A 26,458-nucleotide genomic window follows, 5' to 3' on the forward strand; every position below is an offset into this window, starting at 1 on the left:
TTTTGCATCGACGGTCCGCTCCAATCGACCATGCAACGACGTGCAGTTCTCGCTGGCGTCTCGAGTCTCGTCGCCCTCGCCGGCTGTCTCTCCGACGACGAGATCGACGAACGGGGCGAGATCGAGATCCTGATCGACGACGAACCGGTGAACCTCTCGGAGGATCGGTACCAGGCCGAACACGCCCCGAACCACTCGATCGACTTTCATCTCCACGAGACCAGCGACCAGTGGTACATGGAGGGCGAGGAGCGGGTCACGTTCGCCGAGGGGATCGACCTGCTGCCGTACTTCTCGTTCGAAACGGACGACGGCGACCACGTCCTCGAACACGACGGCGACGTCTACGACGAGGCCGACGCCGACACCGAGATGACGTTCCTGGTCGACGGCGAGTCCGTCGACCCGACGGAACACACGCTCGAGGACGGCGAGGAGATGATCCTCGAGGTATCGACCAGCGGGTGAGGGCCGTCCTCGCCGGTGAGTTACGGCTCACTCGCCGGGGTTGATGACGGACCAGGTGCGAGTACGGGCATGCCAACTATCGACGACACAGCGAAGGTAGTCGACTCCGAGGTCGGCCGGGCCGAGATCCGGGAGTTCGCGACGATCCACGACGCCGATATCGGCGACGGCTGTCGGCTCTACGAGCGAACATCGATCAAGAAATCACGGCTCGAGAGGGACGTCGACGTCAACGCGGGGACGTACGTCGAGAACGCCGAGATCGGACCCGGCGTACAGATCGGCCCGAACTGCAGCGTCGTCGGCGTCACCCACGAGTTACGCGAGGACGGGATGGCGTTTCGCGACGACGTCCTCGAGCGGATCGTACTCGGCGCGGGTGCGTTCCTCGGCGCCGGCAGCGTGGTCGGTCCCGGACTCGAGATCGGCGAGGGGACAGTGGTGGCTGCGGGCGCGACCGTTACCGACGACATCGGTCCGCAAAAGGTCGTCCTCGGATCGCCGCCGACAGAGCGGATCGTTCCGCTGGACGAGTGGCTGGATCGGTGAACACGGGGAACGGGTTCGGGGATGGTGATCGTCGGTCGGAAGCCGCTCGCGTCCAGTTCGTCTTCGTCGAGCGCTTGCTCGAGAAGTCGACGAAGCCCGGAACCGACGTCGTGCCCGCGGTAGGGTGCGAAAAGCGTAGAAGGAAACGCCGAGTCCTCAGACGTACGTGAACCAGTCGTCGTACTCGTCGGTGCGCCGTTCGACGACCTCGAAGAACTTCGACTGGATATCCTCGGTGATCGGACCGCGGCCGCCGTCGCCGATGACGACGTTGTCGACCTTCCGGATAGGCGTGACCTCGGCTGCGGAGCCAGTGAAGAACAGCTCGTCGGCGGTGTTGAGCTCGCCCCGCGAGATCGAGGCCCTGTCGTGGACGGTGTACCCCAGATCCTCCGCGAGCGTGATAACGGTTCGGCGGGTGATGCCGTCGAGAATCGACTCCGAGAGCCCGGGCGTGTAGATCTCGCCGTCTCGGACCATGAAGATGTTCTCACCGGGGCCCTCGGCGACGTCGCCCTCCTTGTTCAGCACGATCGCCTCGGCATACCCGTTCCGACGGGCCTCCTCGCCGGCCAGCAGGCTGTTGACGTACAGCCCCGTCGTCTTCGCGTTCGTCGGAATCTGGCTCGAGGCGTGTTTCCGCCACGAAGAAACCATCACCTCGATCCCGTTCTCGAGGGCGTCCTCGCCGAGGTAGGCTCCCCACGGCCAGGCGGCGATCGCGATCCGCGTCGGGCAGTCGCCCGGCCCCACACCGAGGGTGTCGTAGCCGTAGAAGGCGATCGGACGGATGTAACAGGAGGCGAGATCCTGGCGTCGAATGAGCTCGATCGTCGCCTCGGTCAGCTCCTCGATATCGTGGTCGATCTCCATCTCGTAGGGTTTGGCGGACTGGTAGAGCCGCTCGAGGTGTTCCTCCCAGCGGAAGATGGCGGGTCCCTCCTCGGTGTCGTAACAGCGCGCCCCCTCGAAGATCCCCGTGCCGTAGTGGAGTCCGTGTGTCAGGACGTGAATCTGCGCGTCGTCCCAGTCGACGAACTCTCCGTCCATCCAGATCGTGTCGACGTCCATCTCGTCGAATCCCATGATCGTAGGTGTTGAACACCACGGTACTAAGTGTTCGCTATTCGGGAAGCGAGGGAGGGGTGCCCTCGGGCGATTAGTCTCGATCCCGAACCCGAAGGGCTTCGACGGTGACCGCGACGGTTCCGCCGACGGCGACTGCGACGGCGCCGAACTGGAGGAAGACGGCGAACGGCGAGTCGTCGTTCTCGCCGTCGTGATCGTGGGCGTCCTCGTGGTCGTGAGCGTCGTCCTCGTGATCGTGACCGTCGTCGCTGTCGTGATCGTGGTCGTGGTCTTCGTGGCCGTCGGGTGAGACGGCGATCACGTCGATCCACTCGCTCACGTACGAGCCGTCGGGCGCGCCGGTCACTCGCAGCTCCCAGCGACCGTCGTCGGCGAGGGGCTGGACCGTGGCGTACGCGCCGTCGTCAGTCTCCTCGAGTTCGACCTCGGTCTGGGTACCATCCTCGCTGCTTGCGAGCAACCGAACAGCCTGGTCCGAACTCATCGGCTCGCCGTCGTCGTCGAGGAACGCCACCTCGAAGACGATCGGCTCGTCAGCCTCGAGGACGAAGTAGTCGTCGCCCTCGGCCTCCTCCGCGGCCGGGAACGCGCTGATCTCGAGGATGCTATCGTCGTACTCGTGTTCGATCGTCGATTCGACGAGGTCGTCGTCCGCACCGGCGACGGCAGCCGTCGGTGCCGAGGTAAGCACGCCCGAGAGAAGCAACACGGCGGCGAGGACCGCCAGTTCGAGACGGATCGATCGGACGATCGTCCGGAGCCGGCTGTCCGCAGTCTCGACTCCGCCGTCCGCGCTCGTCGGCCACGAGGAGCTCGCCGAATCGGTGGCTCTCGACGACTCGAGCCGACGCAGCAGGACGAACCGTGTCACACCTCCAAGTCCGAGTGCGATCGCGATCAACGCGAGTTTCGCCACGAGCGTCAGTCCGTACACGGTGTCGACGAGGCCGTCCGCCTCGGGAACGTGCCAGGAGGCGAGGACGAACCCCGTTGCCACGACGAGGGTGACACCGCTCAGTGCAAGTATCGAGAATCGCCGAATCGTTCCGGTAACGAGCGCGGTTCGATCGGCGGGCGCGCCAGCCCGGGCCGCGGGGACGACGGCGAGCGCGAGCACCGCCAGCCCGCCGATCCAGAGCCCGGCGCCGACAATGTGGACGAAGTCGACGACCGTCCCCTGGAGGCGATCGATCGCCGTCGCCGAGTGGCTCGTCCAGGCGACCGTTCCCGCCAGGGCGAGGGCTCCAGCGAACGTGCCGGCGAGCGCGGGTCGACGGGCACCGCCTCGGATCCGCCAGACGACGACCGCAGTGACGAGCGCCGCGACAGCGAGCTGTACGAGCCAGGCCTGCCCGAGCGGCGTCTCGAGGAACTGCGAGACGGTATCGACCGAGAGCGGACCCAGGCTCGTGCTCCGGACGAGCCCGAGGGCGAGCGCGCTCGCGAGGGTGAGGACCGCAGCGCCGACGAGCAGCCGACCGACACGTCCGTCGAGGGCGGCTCGTCGCGAGCTACCGGCTCGAGCGAAAGCGGGCCCGGCGGCGACGGCTGCGGTCGCCGGGATCCCGACCAGTCCAACGATTCCGACGAGCAACAGGCCTTTGGCGCCCGCCTCGATCGGCGAGATAGACTCGTCGGTCTCGTCGTCCTCGTGGGACTCGAGCACCGCGTCGCGGTCGAGCGGTTCGTCACCGACGGCGAAGAAGAACGAGCCCGACGTGGTGTGGCCGTCGTCAGCGAGGACCTCCCACTCGACGGTGTACATCCCCTCCTCGTCGGCCGCGTCCTCGATCGGCACGTCGACGAGTTGCGTGTCGTCGGGATCGATCTCGGGTTCACCGCTGACGACCTCGCCGTCCGGCCCCTCGATGGTGATATCGGCGTTGACGACGCCGTCGCCCGAGAAGGTCAGCGTGACCTCGTCGGGCACCTCGTCGACCTGCTCGCCGTTCGCGGGGTCCGTCTCGCTGAGGTAGGCGTGGGCCGCGACCGGGGTTGCAAAACTCGCCAGCACCAACACTCCGACCAGGAGGACGACGACGGCGAGCGTCGCGGTCGAACGGGCGAACTGACGGCTTCCAGTCATCGGTACCGGCCTGTGTATCCCGTCCCGGAATCGCCAACGTACTGGACGGTGTCGACGGGGGCGCCGACGTCGATCAGGTCGACTTCCTGCGCGGTCATCTCGACCACGGCGACCGCCTCGTCGACGTCCGCCGGCGTGACGAAGTACTCGTCCCCGGAGACGGCCATCCGGCTCCGGCCGTCGACGTCACCTACGTCGAGTCGATCAACTTCCTCGAGCGTGTCTATGTCGACGACGGCGACGTCTCCCGACCCGGCGGTCGCAACGAAGGCGTCGGCGCCGTCGGGTCCGAACCGAACCGTCGAGGGGCCGCCGTCGATCTCGACGCTGCCGAGCACCTCGCTGTCCTCGTCCGAGACGTCGACGAAGTAGACGTCGTCGTCGACGATCGCGAGTCGATCCTCCTCGGGCGAGAGGAACATCCCGCCGGTGAAATCGAGTTCGTCGACCACCTCCTCTGTCTCTGTATCGACGACGGTCGTTCCGCCGAAGTACTCGGCGTACACGAGGTCGTTCTGCGGGCCGTAGGCCTTGTAGTGGGTACCGCCGCTGTCGCCGAACTCGATGAAGTCGCTTCGCTCGTAGCTCTCGAGATCGACGACGGCTATTCCGGGGTCGTTAACGTTCGTTGCGTAGCCGGTGTCGCCCATCTCTTCGTGATAGAGCAACTTGCCGTGGCCTTCGTCGTCGAGACCGACTTCGACGATTTCACTCACCTCAAGATCGTCGACGTCGATGACGTAGAACGCACCCTCGTCGTCGGCGTGGACCCAGATCTCGTCGTCGACCGGGTGGTACATGTGATTGATACCCGGACCGACGTCGATCGCAGCTTCGTGGGTACGCGTTTCGGTGTCGATGACGTGCACCTGATCGAGCGTCTCCTCCACGGCGAAGATCAGCCCGTAATCGTGGGTGATCTGTGGCTCTGCCCACGATTCGTCGTCGAACTCCTCGGTGATCTCGTCGACGACGTCACCGTCGGCAGGGTCGAGGATCGAGATCCGATTAGGGGCGAACGCGTAGACGAGGCCGTCGCTGCCGACGGCCTCCGGTTCGTCGTCTCCGTTACCGCCGTTGTCGTCTGGGTCGGCGTCGTCAGCGTTTTCAGCGTCGTCGTCTGCAGCGCCGTCGGTATCATCCTCGAGACAGCCGGCGAGAGAAACAGTTGCAAATCCGCCGACAGCCCCGATAACCGTCCGTCGCTTCACAGGGCAGTTCATACCCGACCTTTCGACGCTGTGGCTTACTCGATTCTGGTACGGTAGTCGAAAGTCGACACCTGTGGGTCAGTATCGCAAGAAACGGTCAGCCGGCCGACCACTCACCTGAGTTTGCCGGTGTAGCCGACGCCGGAGTCGCCGACGTACTGCACCGTGTCGACGCCCTCCTCGACCTCGACGTGCTCGACGAGTTCCTGTGCGTCCATATCAACGATCGCGACGATTCCGTCGGCGTCCGCGGGGCTGACGAAGTAGTCGCCGCCGGCAACGCCGGTTCGGTGGAGGTGGTCGGCGTCCTCAGGACGCTCGATATCGCCGATATCGACGGTCTCGACGACCTCGGCCGCTTCGACGTCGATGATCGACGCCTCGTCGGTCTGGGTGTTCGCCGTGAACGCGTAGACCGCGTCGTCGGCCTCGTGGTACCGGAGCGCGTCCGGATCGTCGCCGACCTCGACGACGCCGAGCTCCTCGCTGTCCTCGCTCGTCGCGTCGAGGAACCGGACATCGTCGCCGTCGAGCACGCCGAGAACCTCCTCGTCGGGGGTGAGGTACATTCCGCCAGCGAAGTCGAGCGTGTCGACGATCTCGTCGTCGTCGATGTCGACAACCACGGTTTCGTCGCTGAACTCGAAGTACGCGAGCCCCGTCTCCGGCGCGTAGGCCTTGTAGTGGGTTCCCTGTTCGTCATCGTCGGCGAACTCGATGAAATCGCTTCGTTCGTAGTTCTCGAGGTCGATCACCGGCGCGCCGGGGTCGTTGACGTTCGTCGCGTAGCCGACCGAACCCATGTTCTCGTGGTAGAGCAACTTCCCGTGGCCTTCCTCCTCGAGCCCCGACTCGACGATTTCGGTGACCTCGTGGGAGTCGGTATCGATGACGTAGAAGGTGCCCTCGTCGTCGCTGTGGGCCCACATCTCGTCGTCGTTAGGGTGGTACATGTGGGTCGCGTCCGGTCCGATATCGACCTCGTCGACGATCTCGCGGGCCTCGGTGTCGATGACGAGCACCTGCGAGGGCGACTCCCTGATCACGTAGATCTCGCCGTAATCGGTCGTGATCCGCGGATCGCCCCACCCTTCGTCGTCGAGGTCGTCGGTGATCTCGTCGACGACCTCGCCGTCTTCGGGATCGATGATCGCGATCGTGTTCGGCGCGAAGGCGTAGATCAGCCCCTCGCTGTCGCCGTTCTCGGTCTCCGACTCCTCGTCGTCTCCGTTGTGGTCGTGATCGGGGTCATCGCCATCGTCGTCCGCGTCGTCGCCGTTTCCTTCGTCCTCGCCACCATCGTCGGCACAGCCGGCGACGGCCACGACGAATCCGCTTCCAGTTAGCTGTACAAGACGTCGTCGCGTAATGGAATCCATATTCGCCAGTTTGTCTACGGTCTTACCTTGCTTCTGGTGTGCGTCTCGAAAACCTGGTTCACCTCTCGAATTGTTATGTCGGGTGGATATCACGCCGCGGCCCTGTACGGTGCTCTCGAGTTCAGGAAAGTGAAATAATGCTCCTGGCAGAAACCGAGGCGACGCTACGCGCCCTCGAGCAGGTCGTCGACGAGCCGGGTGAACCGATCGAGCAGTCGATCCGGAACCGTTGGTTCGACCGTCGACAGCAACTCGGCGGTCCGTTCGGGGTTTGCCAATCGAAGGACGACCCGGTTGCGCTCGTCGTAGGTTTTCTCGACGACCTCCTGCTCGACCAGTCGGTCGAGGTGGTACTCGAGCGTGCTCCGGGCGATTCCGAGCGCGTCAGCGACCGCGCCCGGCCCCGTCGGCTCGTGTTCGATCAGGTGGACGACGATCTCACGGGCGGTTTCTCGCCGGAACAGTGCCAGCAGGGCCTGTTCGTGCTCGTCGTACTCGGGCGCGTAGTAGTGAGTTCGACCGTAGAACTCGTTGCGGACGAGCTCGCCGTCATCGATCAGGCGGCGAATGTGGTACTGAATCTGTCCTGGTGCGAACGCCGACTCTCTGACGAGCTCATTGAAGTGGATGCCAGCGTTGGCGTGGACGTGGGTTCTGATCTGCTGTCGCGTATCGGACATGTGAGACGAATCACCGAAATTCCGGCCGAGCCGGCTGCTACCGCGGGCTAGCCGTCCAGTACTGATAACGGTTTCCGATCCCTTGCAGTGTCGAGGCGGCCGTGGCCCCTCCCGTGACCGAAGAGCATAGGTAACCTTCCGACCGACGTAGGAATACGGAGATGCACCACACGAGCCCGTTCGAGCTCGGCTGGCTGGATCCACAGGTAGCTCCGGTTTTACTCGCCGTGATCGTTCTGGCGGTGCTCTGTACGGCGGTACTGTTCTGTTGTGGCGTCGTCGCGTATCTGCGGCGGCGATCGACCCGGTATCTGTTGGTTACGGTCGCTCTGGGCTTGCTTCTGATTCGATCGCTGGTCGGTCTCGGCACCGTCTTCGGAGTCGTCTCGATGTCCCTCCACCACCTCCTCGAGCACGGGATCGACGTCTCGATCGCCGTGTTGATCCTGTATGCGGTCTACCGGAGCGGACCTGGAACCGAGCAGGCGCAGTTCGAAACCGACGGCGACTGACGACCGCGATCAGGCTAATCGCTCGAGAACGTCCCGACCCTCGAGGTAGACGTAGTCGTGGCGGTCGGCGTAGGCGCGGGCGTCGGCGGGGGTGAGCGCCTCGCCGGTCTGGTCGTCTAACATCTCGCAGACGACGACCGCGGGCGGGAGGTCGGCGGCACCGGCCAGGGCGAGGCCGAGTTCGGTGTGGCCCTCCCGCTGGGCGAGCAGGTCGGGAGCCGCTTTCAGCAGGTGGACATGACCGGGGACGCGGAACTCCGTCGCGAACTCCGTTGCAGCGGGCTCGGCCGCGGCCTCGCCCAGCGTCCGGATGGTCAGCGAGCGGTCGGCATCGGTGATCCCGGTGTAGGTGTCGCGATGGTTGACCGTCAGCGAGAACGACGAGCGCTCGTCGTAGCCGAGTTCGTGGTCGGCCGCGGCGGGGTGATCGATCTCCTCGGTGTAGAAGGGGAGGTCGAACGCCTCCGCGACCTCGTGGGCAAGGGCGACACAGACCAGCCCGCCGGCGTCGTTTCGCATGTGGGCGACGGCGTCGGACGTGACCGCGTCGGCGTGGTAGATAATGTCGGTCTCTCCCTCGCGGTCGGCCGCGTCGTGAACCAGTACCGGCTCGCCAGCCCGCAGCGACTCGAGGGCACGTTCGAACGCCGTCGGTGCCTGCGAACCCGCGCCGGCGTTCGCACTGGCGTGGCGCCCGGTCATCGACGATCACCCACGGAGACCGTCACGCGATCCCCGTCCTCGAGTTCCAGCGTTTCGCGGAGCTTCTCGGGGGCGATGACCTCGAGCTGGTCCTCGTCGTGGTGGGTCCGTTCGGGCGCGATAATGTGGGCTTCCTCGTAGCACCCGCCGTCGGTCGTCTCGACGGTCGCAGGGTGACAGACCGCGGGACCGTAGGTCCGGTCCTCGTCCTCCCAGCCGTCGATCGGCACCGGCTCGAGGGAGGCCATCGCGCTCCGGCGGCGAACGCTGTCCTCCCGGAGGTCGACGTTCAGCGTTCCGGGAAACGGCTCGTAGCCGAGTCGGTCGGCGAACTGGCGTTTGTACCCCGACAGTGAGATGTAGTGGCGACCCTCGCCCATCCCGCTGGTGACGGTACCCTCGAGTTCGACCTCCAGGTCGCTCTCGAAGATGCGTCGGTAGTCCTCGTACTCGGCGTGGAGCGCCCGCTCGCCCGCGTCGGTTACCGCGACCCACTGCCCGTCGCTGACGGTATCGCGTTCGAGCAGGTCGGACGACTCGAGGCGCTGGAGCCGGCGCGAGGCCGTTTGGTTCGACGCCTCGAGTCGCTCCGCGAGGCGGGAACAGGAGATCTTGACGTCACCCTCGAGCCCCCCTTCAAGCGCGAGCAGCTTGAGAACGGCGAGTTCGTCGTGACCGACGGCGGACTCGGCTGACACTGACATACCTATAACGTTCGTGGGGCCACTCAAAAGCGTATCGAATGTGGCATGCGTAACAGAACTGTGATGGGGTTGGCGGCCGTTTATTCGGTTCGTACTGAACGTCAGCCCGACGTCGGTAAAACACCTCCGGCTAACACCTTCGCCACCGGGGGCGCCAACGAGCCGACGGCACGGGACGACGGTCGGCTCAGTCGCCAGTCACCGGGTCCCGCTCCCAGAACTCGCTTCCCTGCTCGAGTTTCGGCACCCACGTCTCCTCGTCCTTCGCGAGCAGCGCCACGCGCGACGGTGGAACGCCCCGCAGTTCGGTGAACTCGGGCATGTACTCCTGTACCCGCTCGGTGAAGTCGACGACCTCCTCGTGGTCGGGCATCGACGAGCGGTCGAGTCGCCCCTGCGAGTGGCCGACGTGCATGTACGCCTTCAGCTCGAGGAAGTCGGGGTCGGCCTGTTGGTAGAAGCCGGCGTACCAGTCGGGGTGGTGCATGTTCTCGCCCTTGACGAGCGTCGTCCGCAGCACGGTTCGAGTTTCGTCCTTTTCGCGGAGGACGTCCATCGTCTCGAGCAGCCGATCCCAGGCGTCGTCCTCGACGGCCTTGACCACCTGGTCGAAGGTGTGGCGCTCGGCAGCATCGACGCTGACGTACAGCTGTGTGGGATCGCACTCCCGGAGCACCTCGGGTCGGGTGCCATTAGAAACGAGGAACGTGGTGATATCCCGGTCGTGGAACGCCTCGAGCAGTTCCGGCAGGTAGGGATACAGCGTCGGCTCGCCGTCGAGCGAGATGGCGACGTGGCGCGGTTCCATCGCCTCCTCGAACACCTCACGGGGGACGTCGTCGTTGCCGCCAAAGCCCGACAGCAGCTTCTTCTGGAGGCGGATCGAGGCGTCGACGACCGCTTCCGGGTCGTCCCACTCGACGTCGCCCAGCTCGTAGGCGTGACCTCGGTGGTCGCGCCAGCAGAAGACACAACGCTCGTTGCACTTGACGACCGGCGTCATCTGGATGCAGCGATGAGACTGAATCCCGTAGAAGACGTTCTTGTAACACCGTCCCTCACCCCGGAGAGCGTTCGCCGTCCAGCCGCAGGTCTGGGCCGCGGTGTGGTTCTCGCTGTGGTAGTTCGGGCTCGAGACCTGTGCAGGGGTGTCGTCGGCTCCCCCATCGTCGGCCTCGGCCGTTCCCGACCCGGTCGCGGGATCCGCGGAGTCGCTCATGTTGAACCCTCATTGCTCGGGCGCGGGCAAAAGCCGTGTGGTGTCTGCGCGCTCGCTCGAGACCCGGCGCGCCGTCGCCGACTCGACGAGCGAGGCCGCGAGTAACGCTACTTCTGGTGGGGCAACGTCCCGGGCTCGACCGGGTCGTCATCGCCCTCGTCGTCCTCACTGACGATCTCCCGTTCGAACGTGTAGAGTACGATTCCGGTGTTGGCGGTCATGATCACGCCCGTCATCGGCGCCGGAGCGAACAGGTACAGTCCTACCCCGAGCAGGAACGGGACCGCCGCGATCGCGGCCCACAGCCGCGGCCGGGAGATCTCCTGGCCGATCGCGTCCCGGTGAACGAGCGCGAAGATCGCGGCCGTCGCGCTGAGACCGAAGGCCCCGACTGCGACGTCGAATCCGTCCATACCCGAGAGTCGGGGCGGTCGATAGAAAAGCGTTCTGCGACCGCTCGCTCGAGCCGGCTACCCGGGTACGCAACCCGGTTCCCACCGATCGGGTTCCGGCAGAACTATGTTGTCGATTCGGGCTAACGTCTCGCACACAGATGGCCGATCAGATCGACGGTCCCAACGAACTGCCGTCGACGGCGGGTGAGTTCGCAGACGACTACCCCGAAGTCTGGGAGGCGTACTCCGACCTCGGCGAGGCCTGCTCCGAGGCCGGCCCGATCGACGACGAGACGAAGCGGCTCGTCAAACTGGCGCTCGCGATCGGCGCCCAGTCCGAGGGGGCCGTCCACTCCCACGTCCGGCGCGGACTCGACGAGGACGTCGATTCCGAGGCGTTGAAACAGGTCGCGGCGCTCTCGATCCCGACGCTCGGGTTCCCGCAGGCGATGGCCGCGATCAGCTGAATCGAGGATCTCACGGACGAGGACGAAGCCTAACGTAACGGACGACCGTTTTCCGCGTTCTCGTTCTTTCGCGACCGTGCTCGAGCGAAGCTGCGGGTAAAGAGATATGTACGCTGCGTTTGCACGTTCGCTCGAGAACGGATCGAATGCTCGACGGCTGGCTCGACGACGGCGGGCGAATCGCTCGGATCGAGTGGCGACGACACGAGCGCGAGTTCGGACGCTCGAGGGGCCGTCGGATCGGGCTGGTCCTGACGTACTGTGCGGTCGCCGTCGTCCTCGGTTCGGGTGCGTGGATCGTGGGCCGCGAGCTGGCTGTAACGGAGACGGCACCCACCGCCGTCGGGTCGCTCGCGGCGACGCTCGCGTTCGGCTGGATCGTCGTCCGAAGCGCCTCGCTGACCCACAGACGCTTCGAGGGGCTGTCTCCCGACGCGTTGCTGACCGCAGTTCCTGTGCGGACCGCCGTCCTCGGGCTGGTATCGTTCGTGTGCGCTCGAGTCGGCGTCGCGATCGCGCTTCCGACAGTGGGCGTCGCCTCGGGGCTCGCGCTCGGTGCTGGAACACCGGCTCTCGCCCTCTCCACCGCCACCGCGATCGTGGCGCTCACCGTGTTGGCCGTCGCGGTCGGCGTTACGGGCAGGCTCGCGGGCTCGCTCGTCGGTCGACGGCTGGCCCGGGGCGGCCTGTACCGAGACCTGCTCGTCCTGTTCGGCTGGATGCCGCTCGTGGCGCTGTGGTTCCTTCTCCGGGAACTGTCGGTGTCAGCTATTGAGCTGGGAGCGTGGCTCGAGTGGCTGCCGCTGGCGCTGCTGGTCGATCTCGCGTTTCTGGGGGCCGGTGGGACTGCCGAGGTCGAACCGCTTCGCGCGCTGGCCGCGGTCGGCGCCGTCGCGGTCGTCGTTCCGGGGTTGCTGGGACTGACGACTACCGTCGCCCGGCGTCTCTGGGTGACCGAACCCGTCGGCTCGGCGCGCTCGCCGACCTCGTTTCGCTCGCACTCGCGCTCGCTGGCCGGCGGCGGCCGACTGGAACGTCTACTAGATGACTTCGTTTCGCAACCGACGCTCACCGTCGCCCGGGAGCGGTTGCTCGCGGAGCGGCGCGCTCCTCGAGGACTGCTGTCGACGGGGTACGTCCTCCTGTTCGTCGCCCTGGTCGGACTGCCGGTGTTCGGCGCCCTGCTCGGAACCCCCGGCTTCCTGCTAGTGGTGTTCGGCCTCGGTGCAGCGGCGGGGATCGTCTTCACCGCCGAGGCGATCGGCAGCGCCTACCGCGTCCTCCCGATGCTGCTCACGACGGTCCGAGGACGGCAGTTCGTCGGGGGGCTGGTCCTCGCCAGTCTCGCTCTCGTCGTTCCGCTCGTCGCCGCCGTGGTCGTCCCGCTCGGGATCGTCAGCGACGCGAGCCTCGTCGAGACGCTCGGACTCGCGCTCACCGGGGTTGCGCTCTGTGCGTGTACCGCGACGGTCAACGCTGCGGTCGAGCTGGACGTCGACCGCGACGTTCTCGTGGCTGTCCCCGGCTTCTTCACCGACGGACCGCTGTACTCGGAACCGGGCTGGGGAGCGTTTTCGGGACTGGCGAAAACCATTGTGATCGTTTCGCTCGTCGCGCTCCCGGCGTTTCTCGGGAACGCCCGGTGGGTCTACGAACGGGTGTCCGCCCTCGGCGTACCGACCCTGGCCGTCCGCCTCGGCGCACTGTGCTGTACGATCGTCCTCGCGGTCGGCGTCTCGAGGATCGCGTTTCGGGTTGCCGTCGAGCGCTACCGCGACTACCGACTCGAGTAACTATGACACGGCAATCGAACGATGACCCCGGCGAGACGAGCGACGAATCCGACGACTCGGGCAACGAGCCGAACGGCGAACCCGCCATCGTCGCGAACGCCCTCACGAAGCGCTACGGCGACACGATCGCCGTCGACGACCTCACGCTTGAGGTCGAGCCGGGTTCGATCTACGGCTTCCTCGGTCCGAACGGCGCAGGCAAGACGACGACGATCCGACTGCTGACGGCGCTAACGCTCCCGACGAGCGGCTCCGGAACCGTCGCGGGCGTTCCGATCTCGAATCGAGAGGCACTGGTCGACCGCATCGGGTATCTTCCCGAGTCGCCGCCGATCGCCGAACAGCTCACGGCCCGCGAGCAACTCGAGTACTACGGCGGCCTCTGCGGGATGGACGCTTCGGCGATCGAAGAACGGCTGGACGAGCTGCTCGAGCGACTCGAGCTCGCCGCGGACGCCGACGACCGGATCGTCACGTACTCGAAGGGAATGCGCCAGAAGACGGGGCTCATCCAGGCGATCCTCTCCGACCCCGACGTGGTCTTTCTGGACGAGCCGACCTCCGGGCTGGACCCGCGGGCCGTGCGCACGGTTCGAGAGCTGCTGACGGAGCTGGCGGCGAACGGGACGACCGTCTTCCTCTCGACGCACGTCCTCCCCGTCGTCGAACGGATCGCTACCAACGTCGGGATCTGCTACGAGGGACGGCTCGTCGAGTCGGGGGCGCCCGAGGAGCTGCTCGAGCGCCTCGAGTCCGGGGCGGACTCGACGCTCGAGGACGTCTTTCTCGAGGTGACGAGCGACGCGAAGTGATCGTGGCCGGGCAACGAGCGAAAGAGCGGACGACTAGATGCAGCTGTTCGATCGTGTTTCGTGTCGCGACGCTGGGTGGTGATCGTGTGCTGTCAGTGCAGTTCGTGACCCTCGAACCGTCGTACTGCGCCACGATAGGCGACCAAAGCGACCAGTAGCCCACCGGAAACCAGCAGCATGGAGAATCCACTCCGGAAGGCGCTAAGCGGGAGTCCCTGAATCGTTTCGCCAGCGTCAATCAGTGACGATGCGAGAGTAGTGAGCACTCCGCCGTCGGCGACCAGCCCGAGAACGACTCCCGGAACGTAACCGATCCCGGAGAGCGCCGTCCTCACCAACTCCGGTGTGGCTACCAGTCCAACCAGCGCCGCGCCGGGAAGCCACACCAGTACAACGTGAAGCGTGCCCGCGAGCAGCCGGGGTGGTCGTACTCCGTCGCTATTGCCGATTCGGATGGCACTATAGCGCGGAAGCCACATCCCGATCAAGGGTGCAAGTGCGGCCCCAACGACGGTAAGCAAGCATCCGATCAACGTCAGTGCTATCGCCGACGGAAGTCCGTATCCACCCACGAGTGCCGCCACGAGCGTGACGACGGCGACGACAGGTGCGAACAGCAGACTCGGAACCAGCTGCCCACGGACGAACGCTCGACTCGAGACGGCAGTCAGGGTCGCCGGCAGGACGGCTCCCTCATCACCGAGCGGGTTGAGACCGAACGCCGCACCGGCAACCCACCCCAGCAGTACGGCGCTGGCTGGTCCCAGTATCGCGAGTGGGCTGATCCCCTGTAGCACCACGTTCAGTAGCGCTGCGCCGCCACCGAACACTGGAATCAGCAACACGTTCAACCGCTGGGGTTCTCGCCGAGTCCGCAAAAGGGACCACTCGGCAGTATGCCGGGTCGGACCGGTGATGAACGGGATACCGAGAGGACTGATGGCCCGCTCGAGGGCACGCTGGTCGTCCACTATGCGAGTGGGGGAAGCAGCGTCGGTATCCGAAACGGTGATCGGCTCGTCGAACCAGAACGAGGCGGAGATACGCTCGGCCAGCCAGCTCCCACCGACGAGGAGCACGCCAACCGTAACCACCCCACCGAGAGCGTGTGTCGACGACCAGCCGATAGGTGTGCCGATCACCAGCAGATCCGCGACCCATCCAGTCGGGATCACCCCGAGCGTCGCCTGACTGATCGAAAACGGTAGCTGGGGCGTCTGGAACAGGAAGTAGATCCCGAAGAACAGCATCACGACCGTCCCACCCAACACGCCCTTGTGGCGAGCGACGAACGGGACGGTGGCCACGAGCCATGCAGCACTGTACCCCAGCACGCGCCCGGTCGTGACCGCGCTGGCGACGTAGAGACCACCCACCAGTGGGACGGCCAGCAGAAGCACTGGTGAGCCGAAGGTGTACACTCCGATACTGGCGATGAGGAGGCCGAGCGGGAGCGCATACGTCATCGTCCGCAGGGTCTCGGCGATAATGCCTCCAACGACGGCGGTTCTGGGTGAAACCGTCGTCAGCACGAACGCGTCGGCGACCGGTTTGCTGTGGCCTGCCGTCGTTCGCTGTGCGAGCATGAACACCGCGAACACCCAGAGCATGGCGAACGTGCCTCTGACGACCTGGTTCATCGAGAACCCCGGGTCCGTTCCACGGAGTTCTGGCGCGGCCACGACGGCGAGTGCCCCGATGACGAGCGTCGGGAACGCCACACCGGCAGCCATCAAGAGTAGCCGACCGGTATCGTCCCGAATCGCCCGGACAGAACGCCGGTAGTCGAACCAGCCCATCCGAACGGCATGTCCGAGCCAGCCCGATTCAGCCATCGGTGTTCTCCTCGGCGACGCTCTGGGTGGCACTGTCGGCGGGGCTGGTCTCATCCTCGGTCTCGTCTCCGATACTGCGTTCGTCGGTCGTAAGCTCGAGGAACGCATCCTCCAGCGAGCGCGTCTCTCCGGTCTCTGCACGGTGTTCGAGAGCAGCGGGCGCCCCTTCTGCGACCAGCTCTCCATCGTAGAGGATTCCGACCGTGTCGGCGATCTCCTCGACGACGGGGAGGACGTGCGTCGAGAGGAAGACGGTCGTCCCCGCGTCGGCGAGATCCGTAATCATCTCTCGGAGCGTCCGCGCAGCGCGTGGGTCCAGTCCGGACGTGGGTTCGTCGAGGAAAACGACGGTGGGTTCGTGGAGAACGGCCTGAATATAGGCGGTTTTCTGTCGCATTCCCTTCGAATACTCCCCGATCCGTGTGTCGGCATCTGCTGTGAGATCCAGTTCGTCGAGAAGCGTCTCGATTCGATCGCGTGTCGCTTCGGCAGGGAGATCACGGAGGCCAGCAGCGTATTCGAGCTGTTCGTACGCCGTCGCCTGGTCGTACAGTGGTGGTTCTTCGGGCAAGTATCCGATCTGTGTCCGAAGGTTGTCCCGATCCGTGATCGAGACGCCAGCGACGGAACCGGTTCCCCTGGTCGGTCGTGTCAGTCCAGTCAACAGCCGCATCGTCGTCGTCTTTCCCGCACCGTTTGGGCCGAGAAATCCGTAGACTGTTCCACTCGGAATCGCGAGATGTAAATCGGCAACAGCGGTCGTGTCTCCATATCGTTTTGTTAATCCTTCAGCGAAGATAGCAGACCGATCAGTCATCAATTAGTGTCTCTATACACACATCATAATTCTTGTCATCACGATATGTATTATAGCCGTCACGATGGCGTAGGATCCAGTTTCGCGTTTTACTGCGGCTGACCGCTACGTCCCCGGCGAGACTGCGTTTCCGTTCTGGATCTCACTGCACGGACCGAAAACGGACGCTCTCTCGCCAGTTATCGACTCCCGCGAACGCGCTCGAGTACCGACAGCGTCCCGTCGGCGTGAGCCTCCTCGAGCACCTCGTCTGCCGCCTCGGTCGCGGCCGTGTCGGCGTTGGCCACTGCGAAGCTCCGGCCGACGGCCTCGAACGTCGAGACGTCGTTGATCGAGTCGCCGACGGCGACGGCCGCCTCGAGGTCGAAGCCGACGTGGTCGGCGATGGTCTCGACGCCGTCGCCCTTGTTCGGATTCGTGTCCTTGACGTGGTAGGCGTAGCCGGTGTCGACGACCTCGAGGCCGTACTCGGCGGCGATCTCCCGGAGCGGTTCGATCGGTTGCTCGAGGTTGATCGCGACCTCGGTCTCGCGCCAGCGGTTGACGGTGTCCTCCTCGCCCCACCCCAGCTCGTAGCCCGCGACCCGATACCGTTCGGCGACCGCCTGAGCGGCCTCCCGGTCGGCGGTGAAGAAGACGTCGTCGCCGGTGTAGACGACGCCGCCGTTCTCGGCGACGACGAGTTCGGGGACGCCGACGAAGTGACAGAGTGCGACGGGGTAGGGGAAGGCCTTCCCGGTGGCGATCACGACCGGGGCCTCCCAGTCGCGAATCGGGTCGAAGACGCGCGGGTCGATCCCCCACCGGTCGGGGCGGGTCAGGGTACCGTCGATATCGAGAACCAGCGGCGGGTCGGCGGTCATGACGGGACGTCGGGCCGCGGTCGCCTAAAGCGAACGGATCCGGACGAACGCGAGTAGGGTCGCTCGAGAGCGCGTCGAACGCGGCGATAAAACCGAAGGAAGGGTCAGCGAGCGATCAGAGCCACGGGACCCAGACCGTCGTCGGGAAGACCCCCAGGACGTACAGGAGTGCAACGAGGAAGGTCCCGAAGACGATCGCCGCGGCGGGCGGGTCGACGTGGGTGTCGCCGTGAGCGAAGAACACCCGCTGGAAGAGCTCGCCGAACAGCGCGGCGATCACGCCGATGACGAGCCCGACGATCAGGGCGACCTCGGTCCCGGTTCCCGCGAGCAACGCGCCGCTGTCGTAGGTGACTGGGGCGCCCTCCGCGATGCCGCCGTCGGCGGGGACGTACACCGCCAGCGCGGCGGTCGCTGCCGGCAGCGTGATGTGGTGGGTCACCGGGATCTTCTCGACGCCGCAGTTGAGGAAGACCAGCGACGCCGCGCTGATCCCGAACCCGAGGAACGCGCTGCCGGTCACGATCCCGACGTAGGCGCCGAGGATCCCGGCCGCGAGCCCGAGCATCGCGACGTGATCCCACTTGTACTGGTGAGGGAGCCACGGCTCGACCTTCAGGCGCTCCTTCTGTGGCGCCGCGGCGGCCGTCGGCTTCCCCTCCGCGCGGTCGGTCGCCTCGCCGCCGTCGGTCGCGGAGTCGCCGATGACGCGCATCTCCTCGCGCTCGAAGGGACCCATGTCGAGGATGTTCGCACCCCGGACCTTGCCGATGATGCTGTAGCCCAGAATCAGCCGGTGGGCAAAGGCCGAGAGGACGACCCCCATCGCAATGGGGTCGTAGGGCATGCCGAGTTCTGCCGAGAGCGTAACGAGCCAGTAGCCGAGGATACCGAACGCGCCGCCGACCGCCAGCACGTCGGGTTTCGTCCCAAGCGCGTAGGCGATATTCTTGGCCTCGTGGTAGTCGAAACCGGTGTCCATATACCCCCGCCGGGCGGCGTACGCCGTTGCCGCCACCCCACCGGCGAAGCTAATCGCCGGCGAGAACGGTGGGCCGAACGCGACCTGATCGGTGATCGCGGCCGCCTCGGGATCGACGAGCGTCGCGGCCTCCCCCGCGATCACCATGAAGCCCGTGAAAATAAACGCCGGCAGCGGGCCGAGCGCGGCGCCGAAAGCGCCCCCGCCGAACGCGGCGATGATCTCGGCGAGATCGAGAAGCGCGTCAAGCATGCTCAGTCACCGTCCCGGGCCCAGTCCCGCGCTCTATCGAGCGCGTCGCTCCAACGGTCGTACTTCCGGTTGGCCTCCTCACGGTCCATCTGCGAGTCGAACTCGCGGTCGATCTGCCAGTTGTCGCGCAGCCCTTCGATGTCCTCCCAGTACCCGACGGCCAGGCCGGCGGCGTAGGCCGAACCCAGCGCCGTCGTCTCGTCGACCTGCGGGCGGACGATCTTCGAGCCGATGATATCGGACTGGAGCTGACAGAGGTAGTTGTTCTTGACCGCGCCGCCGTCGACCCGGAGGCTCGTCATCTCGATGCCCGAGTCGGCCTCCATCGCCTCGGCGACGTCGCGGGTCTGGTAGGCGATCGACTCGAGGGTCGCCCGGACGACGTGCTCCCTGCGGGTACCCCGCGTCATCCCGACGATGGTGCCGCGAGCGCGCTGGTCCCAGTGCGGTGCACCGAGGCCGGTGAAGGCGGGCACGACGTAGACGCCGTCGGTCGAGTCGACGCTGCGGGCGAGTTCGGCGGTCTGGGCCGGGTTGTCAATCAGCGTGAGGTCCTCGAGCCACTCGATGGCCGCCCCGGTGACGAAGATCGCTCCCTCGAGGGCGTACTGGACCGATTCGCCGGAGCGCTGGAAGCCGATCGTCGTCAGCAGTCCGTGGTCGCTCTCGACGGCCTCGTCGCCGGTGTTCATCAGGAAGAACGAGCCCGTTCCGTAGGTGTTCTTGGCCTCGCCGGCGTCGAAACAGGTCTGGCCGAACAGCGCGGCCTGCTGGTCACCCAGTGCCCCGGCGACGGGAATCTCTGCCTCGAGGAACCCCTCGGGATCGGTCGAGCCGTAGGTCGCATCGTCGCTCGAGGGGCGGACCTCCGGAAGCATCGCCTCCGGAATGTCGAACTCCTCGAGGAGCTCGTCGTCCCACTCGAGGTCGTGGATGTTGTACAGCATCGTCCGCGAGGCGTTGGTGACCTCGGTAATGTGTTCGCCGGTGAGGTTGTAGATCAGCCAGCTGTCGATCGTCCCGAACAGGACGTCGCCCTCGGCCGCCCGGTCCTGGATGTCCGCGGGACGGGCCCGCTCCATCTTGATCGGGTCGGCGTTCTCGAGGAGCCACTCGGCTTTCGTCGCCGAAAAGTAGGCGTCGGCCTCGAGTCCGGTCTTCTTGCGGACGGTGTCGACGAGACCGTCCTCCTCGAGCTGTTCGACGCGGTCGGTCGTCCGCCGGTCCTGCCAGACGATCGCGTTGTGGACCGGCCGCCCCGATTCGGCGTCCCACAACAGCGTCGTCTCGCGCTGGTTCGTGACGCCGATAGCCTCGAGCTGGTCGGGGCTGATCCCTGCCTTGCCGAGCGCCGTCGTCACCACGCTCTTCGTGTTCTCCCAGATCTCCATCGGGTCGTGTTCGACCCATCCCGGCTCCGGATAGATCTGTTCGTGTTTCTCGTAGGCGTTGGCGACGACCTGCCCGCCGTGGTCGAACACCATAAACCGCGTTCCGGTCGTCCCCTGATCAACCGCGCCGACGTACGTCTGTGCTGTCATTCGTGGTCACCCCGGATCGTCCCGAGCGATGTCTTTACTGACGATCGCATCCTACTGGTAAACATTTCCTACGATCATTATAAACGTTACCGAAATAGTAGGATCGCTGTTACTAGGGAGGATGCGGATCGTGTTCGAACCGGTCGAAATATTTCGCTTTAGGTGCCCGAGCGTCGATCGTCCGGGAGATATTATTCGAAAAGCGAGAGTGTTCCGTTCCGAAGTCATCAGCCGGCTAGCCGAACGTTACTGGCGGTTCTCTCCCGTCGATAAAATAAAGACGGACGAAAGCGATGTACGGACGAAGGGATGGCACACGACACCGAGGTTCTCGTACTCGGGGGCGGCTCGACCGGCTGTGGCATCGCCAGAGACCTGGCGATGCGCGGCCTCGAGGTCACGCTCGTCGAGCGAGGCAATCTGACCGACGGGACGACGGGCCGGATGCACGGCCTGCTACACAGCGGGGGACGATACGCGGTCTCGGATCAGGCCAGCGCGGTCGAATGTATCGAAGAGAACGAGATCCTTCGGGAGATCGCCGGCCACTGCGTCGAGCTGACCGGCGGGCTGTTCGTCCAGCGCCCCGAGGACCCCGACGACTACTTTCGGGAGAAACTCGAGGGCTGTCGCGACTGCGACATTCCCGCGAGAGTTCTCTCGGGCCGAGAGGCCCGCGAGGTCGAACCATATCTCGCGAAAGACGTCAAGCGCGCGATTCAGGTGCCCGACGGAGCGGTCGATCCGTTCCGCCTGTGCGTCGCGAACGCGATCGACGCCGAGAACTACGGCGCCCGGATCGAGACCCACGCCGAAGTGATCGACCTGCTTCGAGACGGCGACGACATCTACGGCGTGACGGTGCGCCACGACTCCGGACCGGGCAAGCACACGCACAAGACGCCCGGAACGACCGAGGACATTACCGCCGAGTACGTCGTCAACGCGACGGGCGCCTGGGCCGGCCAGATCGGCGCGATGGCCGACTTAGACGTCGAGGTCCGCCCCTCGAAGGGCGTGATGACGATCATGAACGTCCGACAGGTCGACACGGTCATCAACCGCTGTCGGCCGAAGGGCGACGCCGACATCATCGTTCCCCACGAGACGACGGCGATTCTGGGCACCACGGACGAAGAGGTCTCCGATCCCGACGACTACCCCGAGGAGAAGTGGGAGGTCGACATGATGATCGACACGCTCTCCGAGCTCGTGCCGATCCTCGAGGAGGCCCGAACGATCCGCTCGTTCTGGGGCGTCCGGCCCCTGTACGAGCCTCCAGGACGGGGGACGAAGGATCCCACCGACATCACGCGTGATTTCTTCCTGCTCGATCACGCAGAGCGCGACGGCGTCTCCGGGATGTCCAGTATCGTCGGCGGGAAGTTCACGACCTACCGGGCGATGGCCGAGGAGATCTCGAATCACGTCTGTGACCAGCTCGGCGTTCGCGCCTCGTGTGCGACCGCCAAGGAGGCCCTGCCGGGCAGCGAGAACCTCGCCGTCCTCGAGGAAGGGATGGACGACTTCGGGCTGCGCTCGCCGATCGCTCGCCGGAGCAAGCAACGTCTCGGGAGTCGGTCGCAGGAGGTCCTCGAGACGGACGACCCCAATCCAGTCGTCTGTCAGTGCGAGGGCGTCACGCGGGCCGAAGTGCAGGACGCGATCGAGCAGTCCGGCTCGGACCTCAATGCGGTCCGCATCCGGACCCGCGCGTCGATGGGTAACTGTCAGGGCGGCTTCTGCTGTGCGAACATGGCCAACGAGCTCCATCCGGAGTACGACGAGGAAACGACCCGGGAAGCGCTCGACGAGCTGTTCCAGGAGCGCTGGAAGGGCGAACGTCACGCCCTCTGGGGGGAACAGCTCTCCCAGGCGATGCTCAACTACGCCCTGCACGCGACGACGATGAACCGGGACAACGATCCCGCGAGCCGTACGGAGGGAGTCGACTACGGCGTGTTCGATTCGGGCGCACAGACCGCCTCGCCAGCACGCTCCGACGGCGGGAAGCGAACCGACGGTGGTGACCGAGCCGACGGTTCGCGATCCTCGTCAGATCTGAGATCTGACGGAGGTGAGCGCTGAGATGGCGATCACCGACGACGTCCTCGTGATCGGTGGCGGGATCGCGGGCGCGACGGCGGCCCTCGCCGCTGCCGGGGAGGGCGCCGACGTCAGACTCGTCACCCACAAGCAGAGCACCCTCCGGAACGCCAGCGGGCTGATCGACGTACTGGGCTACACTCACGAGGGCGAGGGCCCGATCGTCGACCCGCTCGAGCGACTCGAGGAGCTCCCGAAGGGCCACCCCTACGAGCGAGTCGGCGCCGAGGCGGTCCGCGACGCGCTTTCGTTTTTCGACGCGGTCGCCGGCGACGCCTACGCCGGCAGCCACACCGACTCGAACGCGCTCGTGCCGACCCACGGCGGCACCGTCAAACCCACGGCGCGATACCCCGTCTCGACGGCCGCCGGGCTGGCGAGCGACCCAAAGGATACGCTGCTGGTCGGCTTCGAGACGCTAACCGATTTCGACGCCCCGCTTGCGGCCTCCCACCTCGAGGCCGCGGGCGCGCCGTTTTCGGCCCGCGGCGTCACCCTGCAGTTCCCCGGGATCGTCCGGGATGACGCGAAGCTCACGCGGTACGCCCACTTGCTCGATCACGAGGAGTCCGTCTCGACGGGGTCGGGCGACCGATCCGCCCGCGAGGCCCTCGCCTCGATCGTGAAACCGCACCTCGAGGGCGAGTCCCGCGTCGGTTTCCCCGCCCTCCTGGGTGACGAACACGCCGCCGAGGTCCGGGCCGATCTCGCCGAGTCGCTGGGCGCCGACGTCTTCGAGGTCCCGATGGGGCCACCGAGTTTGCCGGGGATGCGCCTCGAGGACCTGCTGTACGACGCGCTCGAAGACGCCGGCGTTCGCGTAACCTCGGGCGTGCCGGTGGTCGGCTACGAGATCGACGAAGCCGGCGCGATCGATCACGTACTCGTTGACCGCCACGGTCAGGAGATCCCCCACGAAGCGAGCCAGTACGTGCTCGCGACGGGCGGGCTCGTCGGCAAGGGCGTCCGCAGCGAGCGCGACCGGGTGTTCGAGCCGATCTTCGACTGTTACGTGCCACACGCCGACGACCGCTACGACTGGTTCGTCAATGACGTCTTCGGCGAGCAACCGTACGCCCGCTTCGGGCTGGTTCCGGATCGGGAGCTGCGGCCCCTCGGCGCCGACGAAGAGCCCGAGTTTGCCAACCTGCGGGCGGCGGGGGCGGTGCTGGGCGGCTACGACTACGCGGCCGAGAAGTCGGGCGCCGGCGTCTCGCTTGCGACGGGGTACGTCGCTGGCGGTCGAGCCGGCGCGGAGGCGAGCGAATGACGGCGACCGCGGCGGCGAGGACAGTGACGACAGCCGACCCGAGCGTCTCGAGGAGCGCGGACGACGCGAACGAACGAAACCGACCGACACTGGTGATTCGATGAGTGACGCAGAACAGCCGATGGACGATCACGTACCGGGCGAGGAACAGGGATTCGAGCCGATCGAGGTGTTTCCCGAGGCCGAGGATATGGACCTTCGGCCGGGCGCCGACAACTGTTACAAGTGCTCGACCTGCGACACGAACTGTCCCGTCGCCGAGGTCGACGACGAGTTCCCCGGACCGAAGTTCCAGGGCCCCGAGCAGTGGCGGCTCAAACGCCAGGAGGACCACGACATCGACGAATCGGTGATGAAGTGTTCGAACTGCATGCGCTGTGACAGCGCCTGCCCCTCCGAGGTGCCCCTCTCCCAGATGCACAACACGGCGCGAGCCGAGTACGTCGAGGAGAACATGAGCAAGCTCTCCCGGGAGTACTGGCGCAACCGGATGCTCTCGAACTACCGGAAGCTCGCGCCGCTGGCGGCGACGTTCCCGCGGACCGCCAACTTCGTGATGGGGCTCTCGGCCACCCAGTGGATGGGCGAGAAGGTGATGGGAATCGCGAGCGAGCGCGAGTTTCCCGAGTTCGCCACCCAGACCTTCAGAGCGTGGTGGACCGAACGCGGCGGCAACGACACCTCGAGGGAGCGAGCGCGGGCGGCGCGAGCGAGACGCGGCGAGGAGACCGAAAATCCCCACAAGCGGATCGCCTACTTCCACGGCTGTTACTCGAACTACAACACACCGGAGGTCGCGAAGGCGCTCGTCCGGGTCTACGAACACCTCGGCTACGCGGTGATGGTCCCCGAGCAGTCCTGTTCCGGGACGCCGATGTTCGCCAACGGGATGCTCGAGGATGCCCGCCGAGCGGCCGAGACCAACGTCCGTGAACTCGCCGACGCGATCGAGAACGGCGCCGATATCGTCGCCTCCTGTAGCTCGTGTTCGATGTCGATCCGCCAGGAGTACCCCGAGCTGTTCGACTTCGAGGGCACCGAGGGCGTCGCTGCCAACACCTGGGACGCCGTCGAATATCTCCGGGTCCACGAGGATCTGAAAGACGAACTCGAGGGCACCGCTGTCGACGCCGAGTTCGCCTACCACGCGCCCTGTCACGCCCGCAACCAGGGACTCGACGGCCAGACCGTCGAGGTGCTGAGCGCGATCGACGGGATCGACGTCGAGGACGTCGGCGACTCCTGTTCGGGCATCTCCGGGACGTACGGCTGGAAGGAGGAGAACTACGAAACCTCCATGAAGATCGGCGAGGAGATGTTCGAGCACATGGAGGACGCGGAAGCGACGACCGGGCTCACGGAGTGTCCGACCTGTTCGATGCAGATGGGCCACGGCACCGGCTACGAGATCACCCACACCCTCGAGGTCCTCGAGGCCGCGCTCGTCGACTGATGAACCTCGAGGAGCGCATCGCCAGACGACGATCCGCGCACCGAACGAGCGCGTTCGTCGTCAACCGTAACCACCTCAGTCCGGTCGTCCACCGCGCGGAACCAGTAGGACGAGGCCCCGTGCTCGAGCAGCTTCTGGACGCGCTCGAGCCGGTGTTCGACGACGAATTACCCGAGTCGGCCGCACTCGTCGGGCCGGCGGGAGCCGGCACGTCTGCGATCGTGACGGCGCTGTTCGACGCGCTGAACGAACGGCTCGGCGAGCCGACCCGAACGATCGGCACGACGACCCGGGCCGGCAGCCCCGGGACGATGACGTGGTTCGTCTATGTCGACACCCGCCGCGTCGGAAGCCCCTTCGCGTTCTACCGGACCGTGCTCTCGATGATCTCCCAGAACTCGGTCCCCGAGAGCGGCGTCGGGACCGACGACCTGCGGGAGCGACTCCGTAGCCAACTCTCGCGACCGGACCGGGGGGCCGTCGTTGCCGTCGATCACCACGACGAGCCCGAGACGCTCTCGTACGATCGTGTTCGCGAACTCGTCGAACCGGTAAGCGAGAACGTCGCGACGCTCGCCGTCGGCCAGCACGAGCCAGCGGACTGGCGCGGGACGACGGTGACGGTCCCGGCCTACCGTCATCACGAACTCGTCGACGTCCTCACCGATCGAACGTCGACGGGGCTAACGGCGGGCGCGCTCGATCACGAAACCGTCCGCGAGATCGCGATCTGGGCCGACGGCAACGCCCACGACGCCCTCGCGGCGCTGTTCGGCGCCGCGGTGCTGGCCGGCGAGGACGACGCGGATCGGATCGAGCGCTCTCACCTCGAGCGGGCGATGGACGACGTTCCCGATGCCGGCGTCCACGTCGACCGGGCGCTCTCGCTGTCGGAGACGCGCCAGCGGGTGCTGTGTGACCTGATCGCCGTCGACGCGGCCGATAGGCCTATCCGCGAGGTCGCAACCGAAATCGCGGATCGGTCGGGGCTGACCGCCGGAACGGTCAAGCGATTCCTGTACGAACTCGCCGATCGGGGCGTCATCGAACGACTGCCGTTGCCGACGACCGGGAGCGGGCGCCGTCCGAGCACGGTGGTTCCCCGGTTTCCGACGATCGCGTTCCGAGCGCTGGCCGCGACCGACGGCGAGTCGTCGTGAGCAACTCCGTCGGATAGCGGGGTCAGCAGGGTCGCAGCGGGACACGTCCGACGATCGCGTCGATGGCGAGCACGTAGCGAAGGAGCTTCTCACTCGAGCCAACGGAAAAGGGG

Annotated in this window: 24 protein-coding genes; 10 read left to right on the forward strand and 14 right to left on the reverse strand. The window is 66.0% G+C overall.

Annotation, left to right across the window (positions count from 1 at the left end; translation table 11 throughout):
- Positions 1-30: 30 nt before the first annotated feature.
- Both QA600_RS05930 and QA600_RS05935 read left to right on the forward strand, forming a co-directional pair.
- Positions 31-468: a hypothetical protein gene (locus QA600_RS05930; protein ID WP_278291040.1), complete on the forward strand. Its 438-nt coding sequence runs from the start codon at positions 31-33 to the stop codon at positions 466-468.
- 69 nt (positions 469-537) lie between these two features.
- Positions 538-1,017 (forward strand): DapH/DapD/GlmU-related protein, encoded by a 480-nt coding sequence (locus QA600_RS05935; protein ID WP_278291041.1) that lies wholly within the window; start codon positions 538-540, stop codon positions 1,015-1,017.
- 156 nt (positions 1,018-1,173) lie between these two features.
- On the opposite strand, the gene QA600_RS05940 is transcribed toward QA600_RS05935, so the two are convergent.
- The 5 genes from QA600_RS05940 to QA600_RS05960 all read right to left on the reverse strand — a co-directional run bounded on the left by QA600_RS05940 (position 1,174) and on the right by QA600_RS05960 (position 7,462).
- Positions 1,174-2,103 (reverse strand): branched-chain amino acid transaminase, encoded by a 930-nt coding sequence (locus tag QA600_RS05940; protein WP_278291042.1) that lies wholly within the window; start codon positions 2,101-2,103, stop codon positions 1,174-1,176.
- A gap of 73 nt (positions 2,104-2,176) precedes the next feature.
- Entirely contained in the window at positions 2,177-4,192 is a 2,016-nt protein-coding gene (locus QA600_RS05945; RefSeq protein WP_278291043.1) for a copper resistance protein CopC, read from the reverse strand.
- Complete coding sequence (locus tag QA600_RS05950; RefSeq protein WP_278291044.1) at positions 4,189-5,415, reverse strand: hypothetical protein; 1,227 nt, start codon at positions 5,413-5,415, stop codon at positions 4,189-4,191. The genes QA600_RS05945 and QA600_RS05950 overlap by 4 nt, the downstream gene beginning before the upstream one ends.
- Positions 5,416-5,516: 101 nt before the next feature.
- Positions 5,517-6,782, reverse strand: coding sequence for a hypothetical protein (locus QA600_RS05955; RefSeq protein ID WP_278291045.1), 1,266 nt, complete (start codon positions 6,780-6,782; stop codon positions 5,517-5,519).
- A gap of 164 nt (positions 6,783-6,946) precedes the next feature.
- Positions 6,947-7,462, reverse strand: coding sequence for a winged helix-turn-helix transcriptional regulator (locus QA600_RS05960; protein WP_278291046.1), 516 nt, complete (start codon positions 7,460-7,462; stop codon positions 6,947-6,949).
- A gap of 161 nt (positions 7,463-7,623) precedes the next feature.
- Between QA600_RS05960 and QA600_RS05965 the strand changes: the two genes are divergently transcribed.
- Positions 7,624-7,974: a hypothetical protein gene (locus QA600_RS05965; protein WP_278291047.1), complete on the forward strand. Its 351-nt coding sequence runs from the start codon at positions 7,624-7,626 to the stop codon at positions 7,972-7,974.
- A 9-nt stretch (positions 7,975-7,983) separates the two neighbouring features.
- On the opposite strand, the gene ribB is transcribed toward QA600_RS05965, so the two are convergent.
- From ribB to QA600_RS05985, 4 genes are all read right to left on the reverse strand, one after another.
- Positions 7,984-8,676 (reverse strand): 3,4-dihydroxy-2-butanone-4-phosphate synthase, encoded by a 693-nt coding sequence (gene ribB, locus QA600_RS05970; RefSeq protein ID WP_278291048.1) that lies wholly within the window; start codon positions 8,674-8,676, stop codon positions 7,984-7,986.
- Positions 8,673-9,380 carry a CTP-dependent riboflavin kinase gene (locus QA600_RS05975; protein WP_278291049.1) on the reverse strand — a complete coding sequence of 236 codons (708 nt, stop codon included), beginning with the start codon at positions 9,378-9,380 and terminating at the stop codon, positions 8,673-8,675. Before QA600_RS05975 ends, ribB begins: the two co-directional genes overlap by 4 nt.
- Before the next feature lie 187 nt (positions 9,381-9,567).
- Positions 9,568-10,599 carry a 4-demethylwyosine synthase TYW1 gene (gene twy1 / locus QA600_RS05980; protein WP_278291050.1) on the reverse strand — a complete coding sequence of 344 codons (1,032 nt, stop codon included), beginning with the start codon at positions 10,597-10,599 and terminating at the stop codon, positions 9,568-9,570.
- A gap of 107 nt (positions 10,600-10,706) precedes the next feature.
- On the reverse strand, positions 10,707-11,012 hold the full coding sequence (locus QA600_RS05985) for a hypothetical protein (protein WP_278291051.1): 306 nt from the start codon (positions 11,010-11,012) through the stop codon (positions 10,707-10,709).
- 140 nt (positions 11,013-11,152) lie between these two features.
- Here QA600_RS05985 and QA600_RS05990 point away from each other — a divergent pair, with 140 nt between their 5' ends.
- The 3 genes from QA600_RS05990 to QA600_RS06000 all read left to right on the forward strand — a co-directional run bounded on the left by QA600_RS05990 (position 11,153) and on the right by QA600_RS06000 (position 14,066).
- Positions 11,153-11,461 carry a carboxymuconolactone decarboxylase family protein gene (locus QA600_RS05990; RefSeq protein ID WP_278291052.1) on the forward strand — a complete coding sequence of 103 codons (309 nt, stop codon included), beginning with the start codon at positions 11,153-11,155 and terminating at the stop codon, positions 11,459-11,461.
- 146 nt (positions 11,462-11,607) lie between these two features.
- On the forward strand, positions 11,608-13,254 hold the full coding sequence (locus QA600_RS05995; RefSeq protein ID WP_278291053.1) for a hypothetical protein: 1,647 nt from the start codon (positions 11,608-11,610) through the stop codon (positions 13,252-13,254).
- A 2-nt stretch (positions 13,255-13,256) separates the two neighbouring features.
- Positions 13,257-14,066 (forward strand): ABC transporter ATP-binding protein, encoded by an 810-nt coding sequence (locus tag QA600_RS06000; protein WP_278291054.1) that lies wholly within the window; start codon positions 13,257-13,259, stop codon positions 14,064-14,066.
- A gap of 92 nt (positions 14,067-14,158) precedes the next feature.
- On the opposite strand, the gene QA600_RS06005 is transcribed toward QA600_RS06000, so the two are convergent.
- The 5 genes from QA600_RS06005 to glpK form a co-directional block, all read right to left on the reverse strand.
- Positions 14,159-15,901 carry a hypothetical protein gene (locus QA600_RS06005; RefSeq protein ID WP_278291055.1) on the reverse strand — a complete coding sequence of 581 codons (1,743 nt, stop codon included), beginning with the start codon at positions 15,899-15,901 and terminating at the stop codon, positions 14,159-14,161.
- Positions 15,894-16,718, reverse strand: a complete 825-nt coding sequence (locus tag QA600_RS06010) for an ABC transporter ATP-binding protein (protein ID WP_278291056.1) — start codon at positions 16,716-16,718, stop codon at positions 15,894-15,896. The genes QA600_RS06005 and QA600_RS06010 overlap by 8 nt, the downstream gene beginning before the upstream one ends.
- Positions 16,719-16,897: 179 nt before the next feature.
- Positions 16,898-17,581 (reverse strand): HAD-IIB family hydrolase, encoded by a 684-nt coding sequence (locus QA600_RS06015; protein WP_278291057.1) that lies wholly within the window; start codon positions 17,579-17,581, stop codon positions 16,898-16,900.
- Positions 17,582-17,696: 115 nt separating this feature from the next.
- A complete protein-coding gene (locus tag QA600_RS06020; RefSeq protein ID WP_278291058.1) occupies positions 17,697-18,815 on the reverse strand; it encodes a hypothetical protein in 1,119 nt (372 codons plus the stop codon).
- A gap of 2 nt (positions 18,816-18,817) precedes the next feature.
- Positions 18,818-20,356 (reverse strand): glycerol kinase GlpK, encoded by a 1,539-nt coding sequence (gene glpK, locus QA600_RS06025; protein ID WP_278291059.1) that lies wholly within the window; start codon positions 20,354-20,356, stop codon positions 18,818-18,820.
- Positions 20,357-20,665: 309 nt separating this feature from the next.
- On the opposite strand from glpK, the gene glpA reads away from it, so the two are divergent.
- The 4 genes from glpA to QA600_RS06045 all read left to right on the forward strand — a co-directional run bounded on the left by glpA (position 20,666) and on the right by QA600_RS06045 (position 26,345).
- Positions 20,666-22,444 carry an anaerobic glycerol-3-phosphate dehydrogenase subunit GlpA gene (glpA, locus tag QA600_RS06030; protein WP_278291060.1) on the forward strand — a complete coding sequence of 593 codons (1,779 nt, stop codon included), beginning with the start codon at positions 20,666-20,668 and terminating at the stop codon, positions 22,442-22,444.
- Position 22,445: 1 nt separating this feature from the next.
- A complete protein-coding gene (gene glpB / locus QA600_RS06035) occupies positions 22,446-23,732 on the forward strand; it encodes a glycerol-3-phosphate dehydrogenase subunit GlpB (protein ID WP_278291061.1) in 1,287 nt (428 codons plus the stop codon).
- Between the two features lie 100 nt (positions 23,733-23,832).
- Complete coding sequence (locus QA600_RS06040; RefSeq protein WP_278291062.1) at positions 23,833-25,185, forward strand: anaerobic glycerol-3-phosphate dehydrogenase subunit C; 1,353 nt, start codon at positions 23,833-23,835, stop codon at positions 25,183-25,185.
- A complete protein-coding gene (locus QA600_RS06045; RefSeq protein ID WP_278291063.1) occupies positions 25,185-26,345 on the forward strand; it encodes an AAA family ATPase in 1,161 nt (386 codons plus the stop codon). The genes QA600_RS06040 and QA600_RS06045 overlap by 1 nt, the downstream gene beginning before the upstream one ends.
- The last annotated feature ends 113 nt before the right edge of the window (positions 26,346-26,458 follow it).

The organism is Natronococcus sp. A-GB1, from assembly GCF_029688845.1.
In the GTDB taxonomy this organism is placed as follows: domain Archaea; phylum Halobacteriota; class Halobacteria; order Halobacteriales; family Natrialbaceae; genus Natronococcus.

What these genes read in the sequence shown, in the direction of transcription:
- QA600_RS05965 (WP_278291047.1), top strand. Translation starts at nt 7,624, where the DNA reads ATGCACCACACGAGCCCGTTCGAGCTCGGCTGGCTGGATCCACAGGTA.
- QA600_RS05995 (WP_278291053.1), top strand. Translation starts at nt 11,608, where the DNA reads ATGCTCGACGGCTGGCTCGACGACGGCGGGCGAATCGCTCGGATCGAG.
- glpA (WP_278291060.1), top strand. Translation starts at nt 20,666, where the DNA reads ATGGCACACGACACCGAGGTTCTCGTACTCGGGGGCGGCTCGACCGGC.
- ribB (WP_278291048.1), bottom strand. Translation starts at nt 8,676, where the DNA reads ATGACCGGGCGCCACGCCAGTGCGAACGCCGGCGCGGGTTCGCAGGCA.
- QA600_RS06045 (WP_278291063.1), top strand. Translation starts at nt 25,185, where the DNA reads ATGAACCTCGAGGAGCGCATCGCCAGACGACGATCCGCGCACCGAACG.
- QA600_RS06040 (WP_278291062.1), top strand. Translation starts at nt 23,833, where the DNA reads ATGAGTGACGCAGAACAGCCGATGGACGATCACGTACCGGGCGAGGAA.
- QA600_RS05955 (WP_278291045.1), bottom strand. Translation starts at nt 6,782, where the DNA reads ATGGATTCCATTACGCGACGACGTCTTGTACAGCTAACTGGAAGCGGA.
- QA600_RS05990 (WP_278291052.1), top strand. Translation starts at nt 11,153, where the DNA reads ATGGCCGATCAGATCGACGGTCCCAACGAACTGCCGTCGACGGCGGGT.
- QA600_RS05940 (WP_278291042.1), bottom strand. Translation starts at nt 2,103, where the DNA reads ATGGGATTCGACGAGATGGACGTCGACACGATCTGGATGGACGGAGAG.
- glpK (WP_278291059.1), bottom strand. Translation starts at nt 20,356, where the DNA reads ATGACAGCACAGACGTACGTCGGCGCGGTTGATCAGGGGACGACCGGA.
- QA600_RS05975 (WP_278291049.1), bottom strand. Translation starts at nt 9,380, where the DNA reads ATGTCAGTGTCAGCCGAGTCCGCCGTCGGTCACGACGAACTCGCCGTT.
- QA600_RS05960 (WP_278291046.1), bottom strand. Translation starts at nt 7,462, where the DNA reads ATGTCCGATACGCGACAGCAGATCAGAACCCACGTCCACGCCAACGCT.
- QA600_RS05945 (WP_278291043.1), bottom strand. Translation starts at nt 4,192, where the DNA reads ATGACTGGAAGCCGTCAGTTCGCCCGTTCGACCGCGACGCTCGCCGTC.
- QA600_RS06015 (WP_278291057.1), bottom strand. Translation starts at nt 17,581, where the DNA reads ATGACCGCCGACCCGCCGCTGGTTCTCGATATCGACGGTACCCTGACC.
- glpB (WP_278291061.1), top strand. Translation starts at nt 22,446, where the DNA reads ATGGCGATCACCGACGACGTCCTCGTGATCGGTGGCGGGATCGCGGGC.
- QA600_RS06000 (WP_278291054.1), top strand. Translation starts at nt 13,257, where the DNA reads ATGACACGGCAATCGAACGATGACCCCGGCGAGACGAGCGACGAATCC.
- QA600_RS06005 (WP_278291055.1), bottom strand. Translation starts at nt 15,901, where the DNA reads ATGGCTGAATCGGGCTGGCTCGGACATGCCGTTCGGATGGGCTGGTTC.
- QA600_RS05930 (WP_278291040.1), top strand. Translation starts at nt 31, where the DNA reads ATGCAACGACGTGCAGTTCTCGCTGGCGTCTCGAGTCTCGTCGCCCTC.
- QA600_RS06020 (WP_278291058.1), bottom strand. Translation starts at nt 18,815, where the DNA reads ATGCTTGACGCGCTTCTCGATCTCGCCGAGATCATCGCCGCGTTCGGC.
- QA600_RS05985 (WP_278291051.1), bottom strand. Translation starts at nt 11,012, where the DNA reads ATGGACGGATTCGACGTCGCAGTCGGGGCCTTCGGTCTCAGCGCGACG.
- QA600_RS05935 (WP_278291041.1), top strand. Translation starts at nt 538, where the DNA reads ATGCCAACTATCGACGACACAGCGAAGGTAGTCGACTCCGAGGTCGGC.
- QA600_RS05950 (WP_278291044.1), bottom strand. Translation starts at nt 5,415, where the DNA reads ATGAACTGCCCTGTGAAGCGACGGACGGTTATCGGGGCTGTCGGCGGA.
- twy1 (WP_278291050.1), bottom strand. Translation starts at nt 10,599, where the DNA reads ATGAGCGACTCCGCGGATCCCGCGACCGGGTCGGGAACGGCCGAGGCC.
- QA600_RS06010 (WP_278291056.1), bottom strand. Translation starts at nt 16,718, where the DNA reads ATGACTGATCGGTCTGCTATCTTCGCTGAAGGATTAACAAAACGATAT.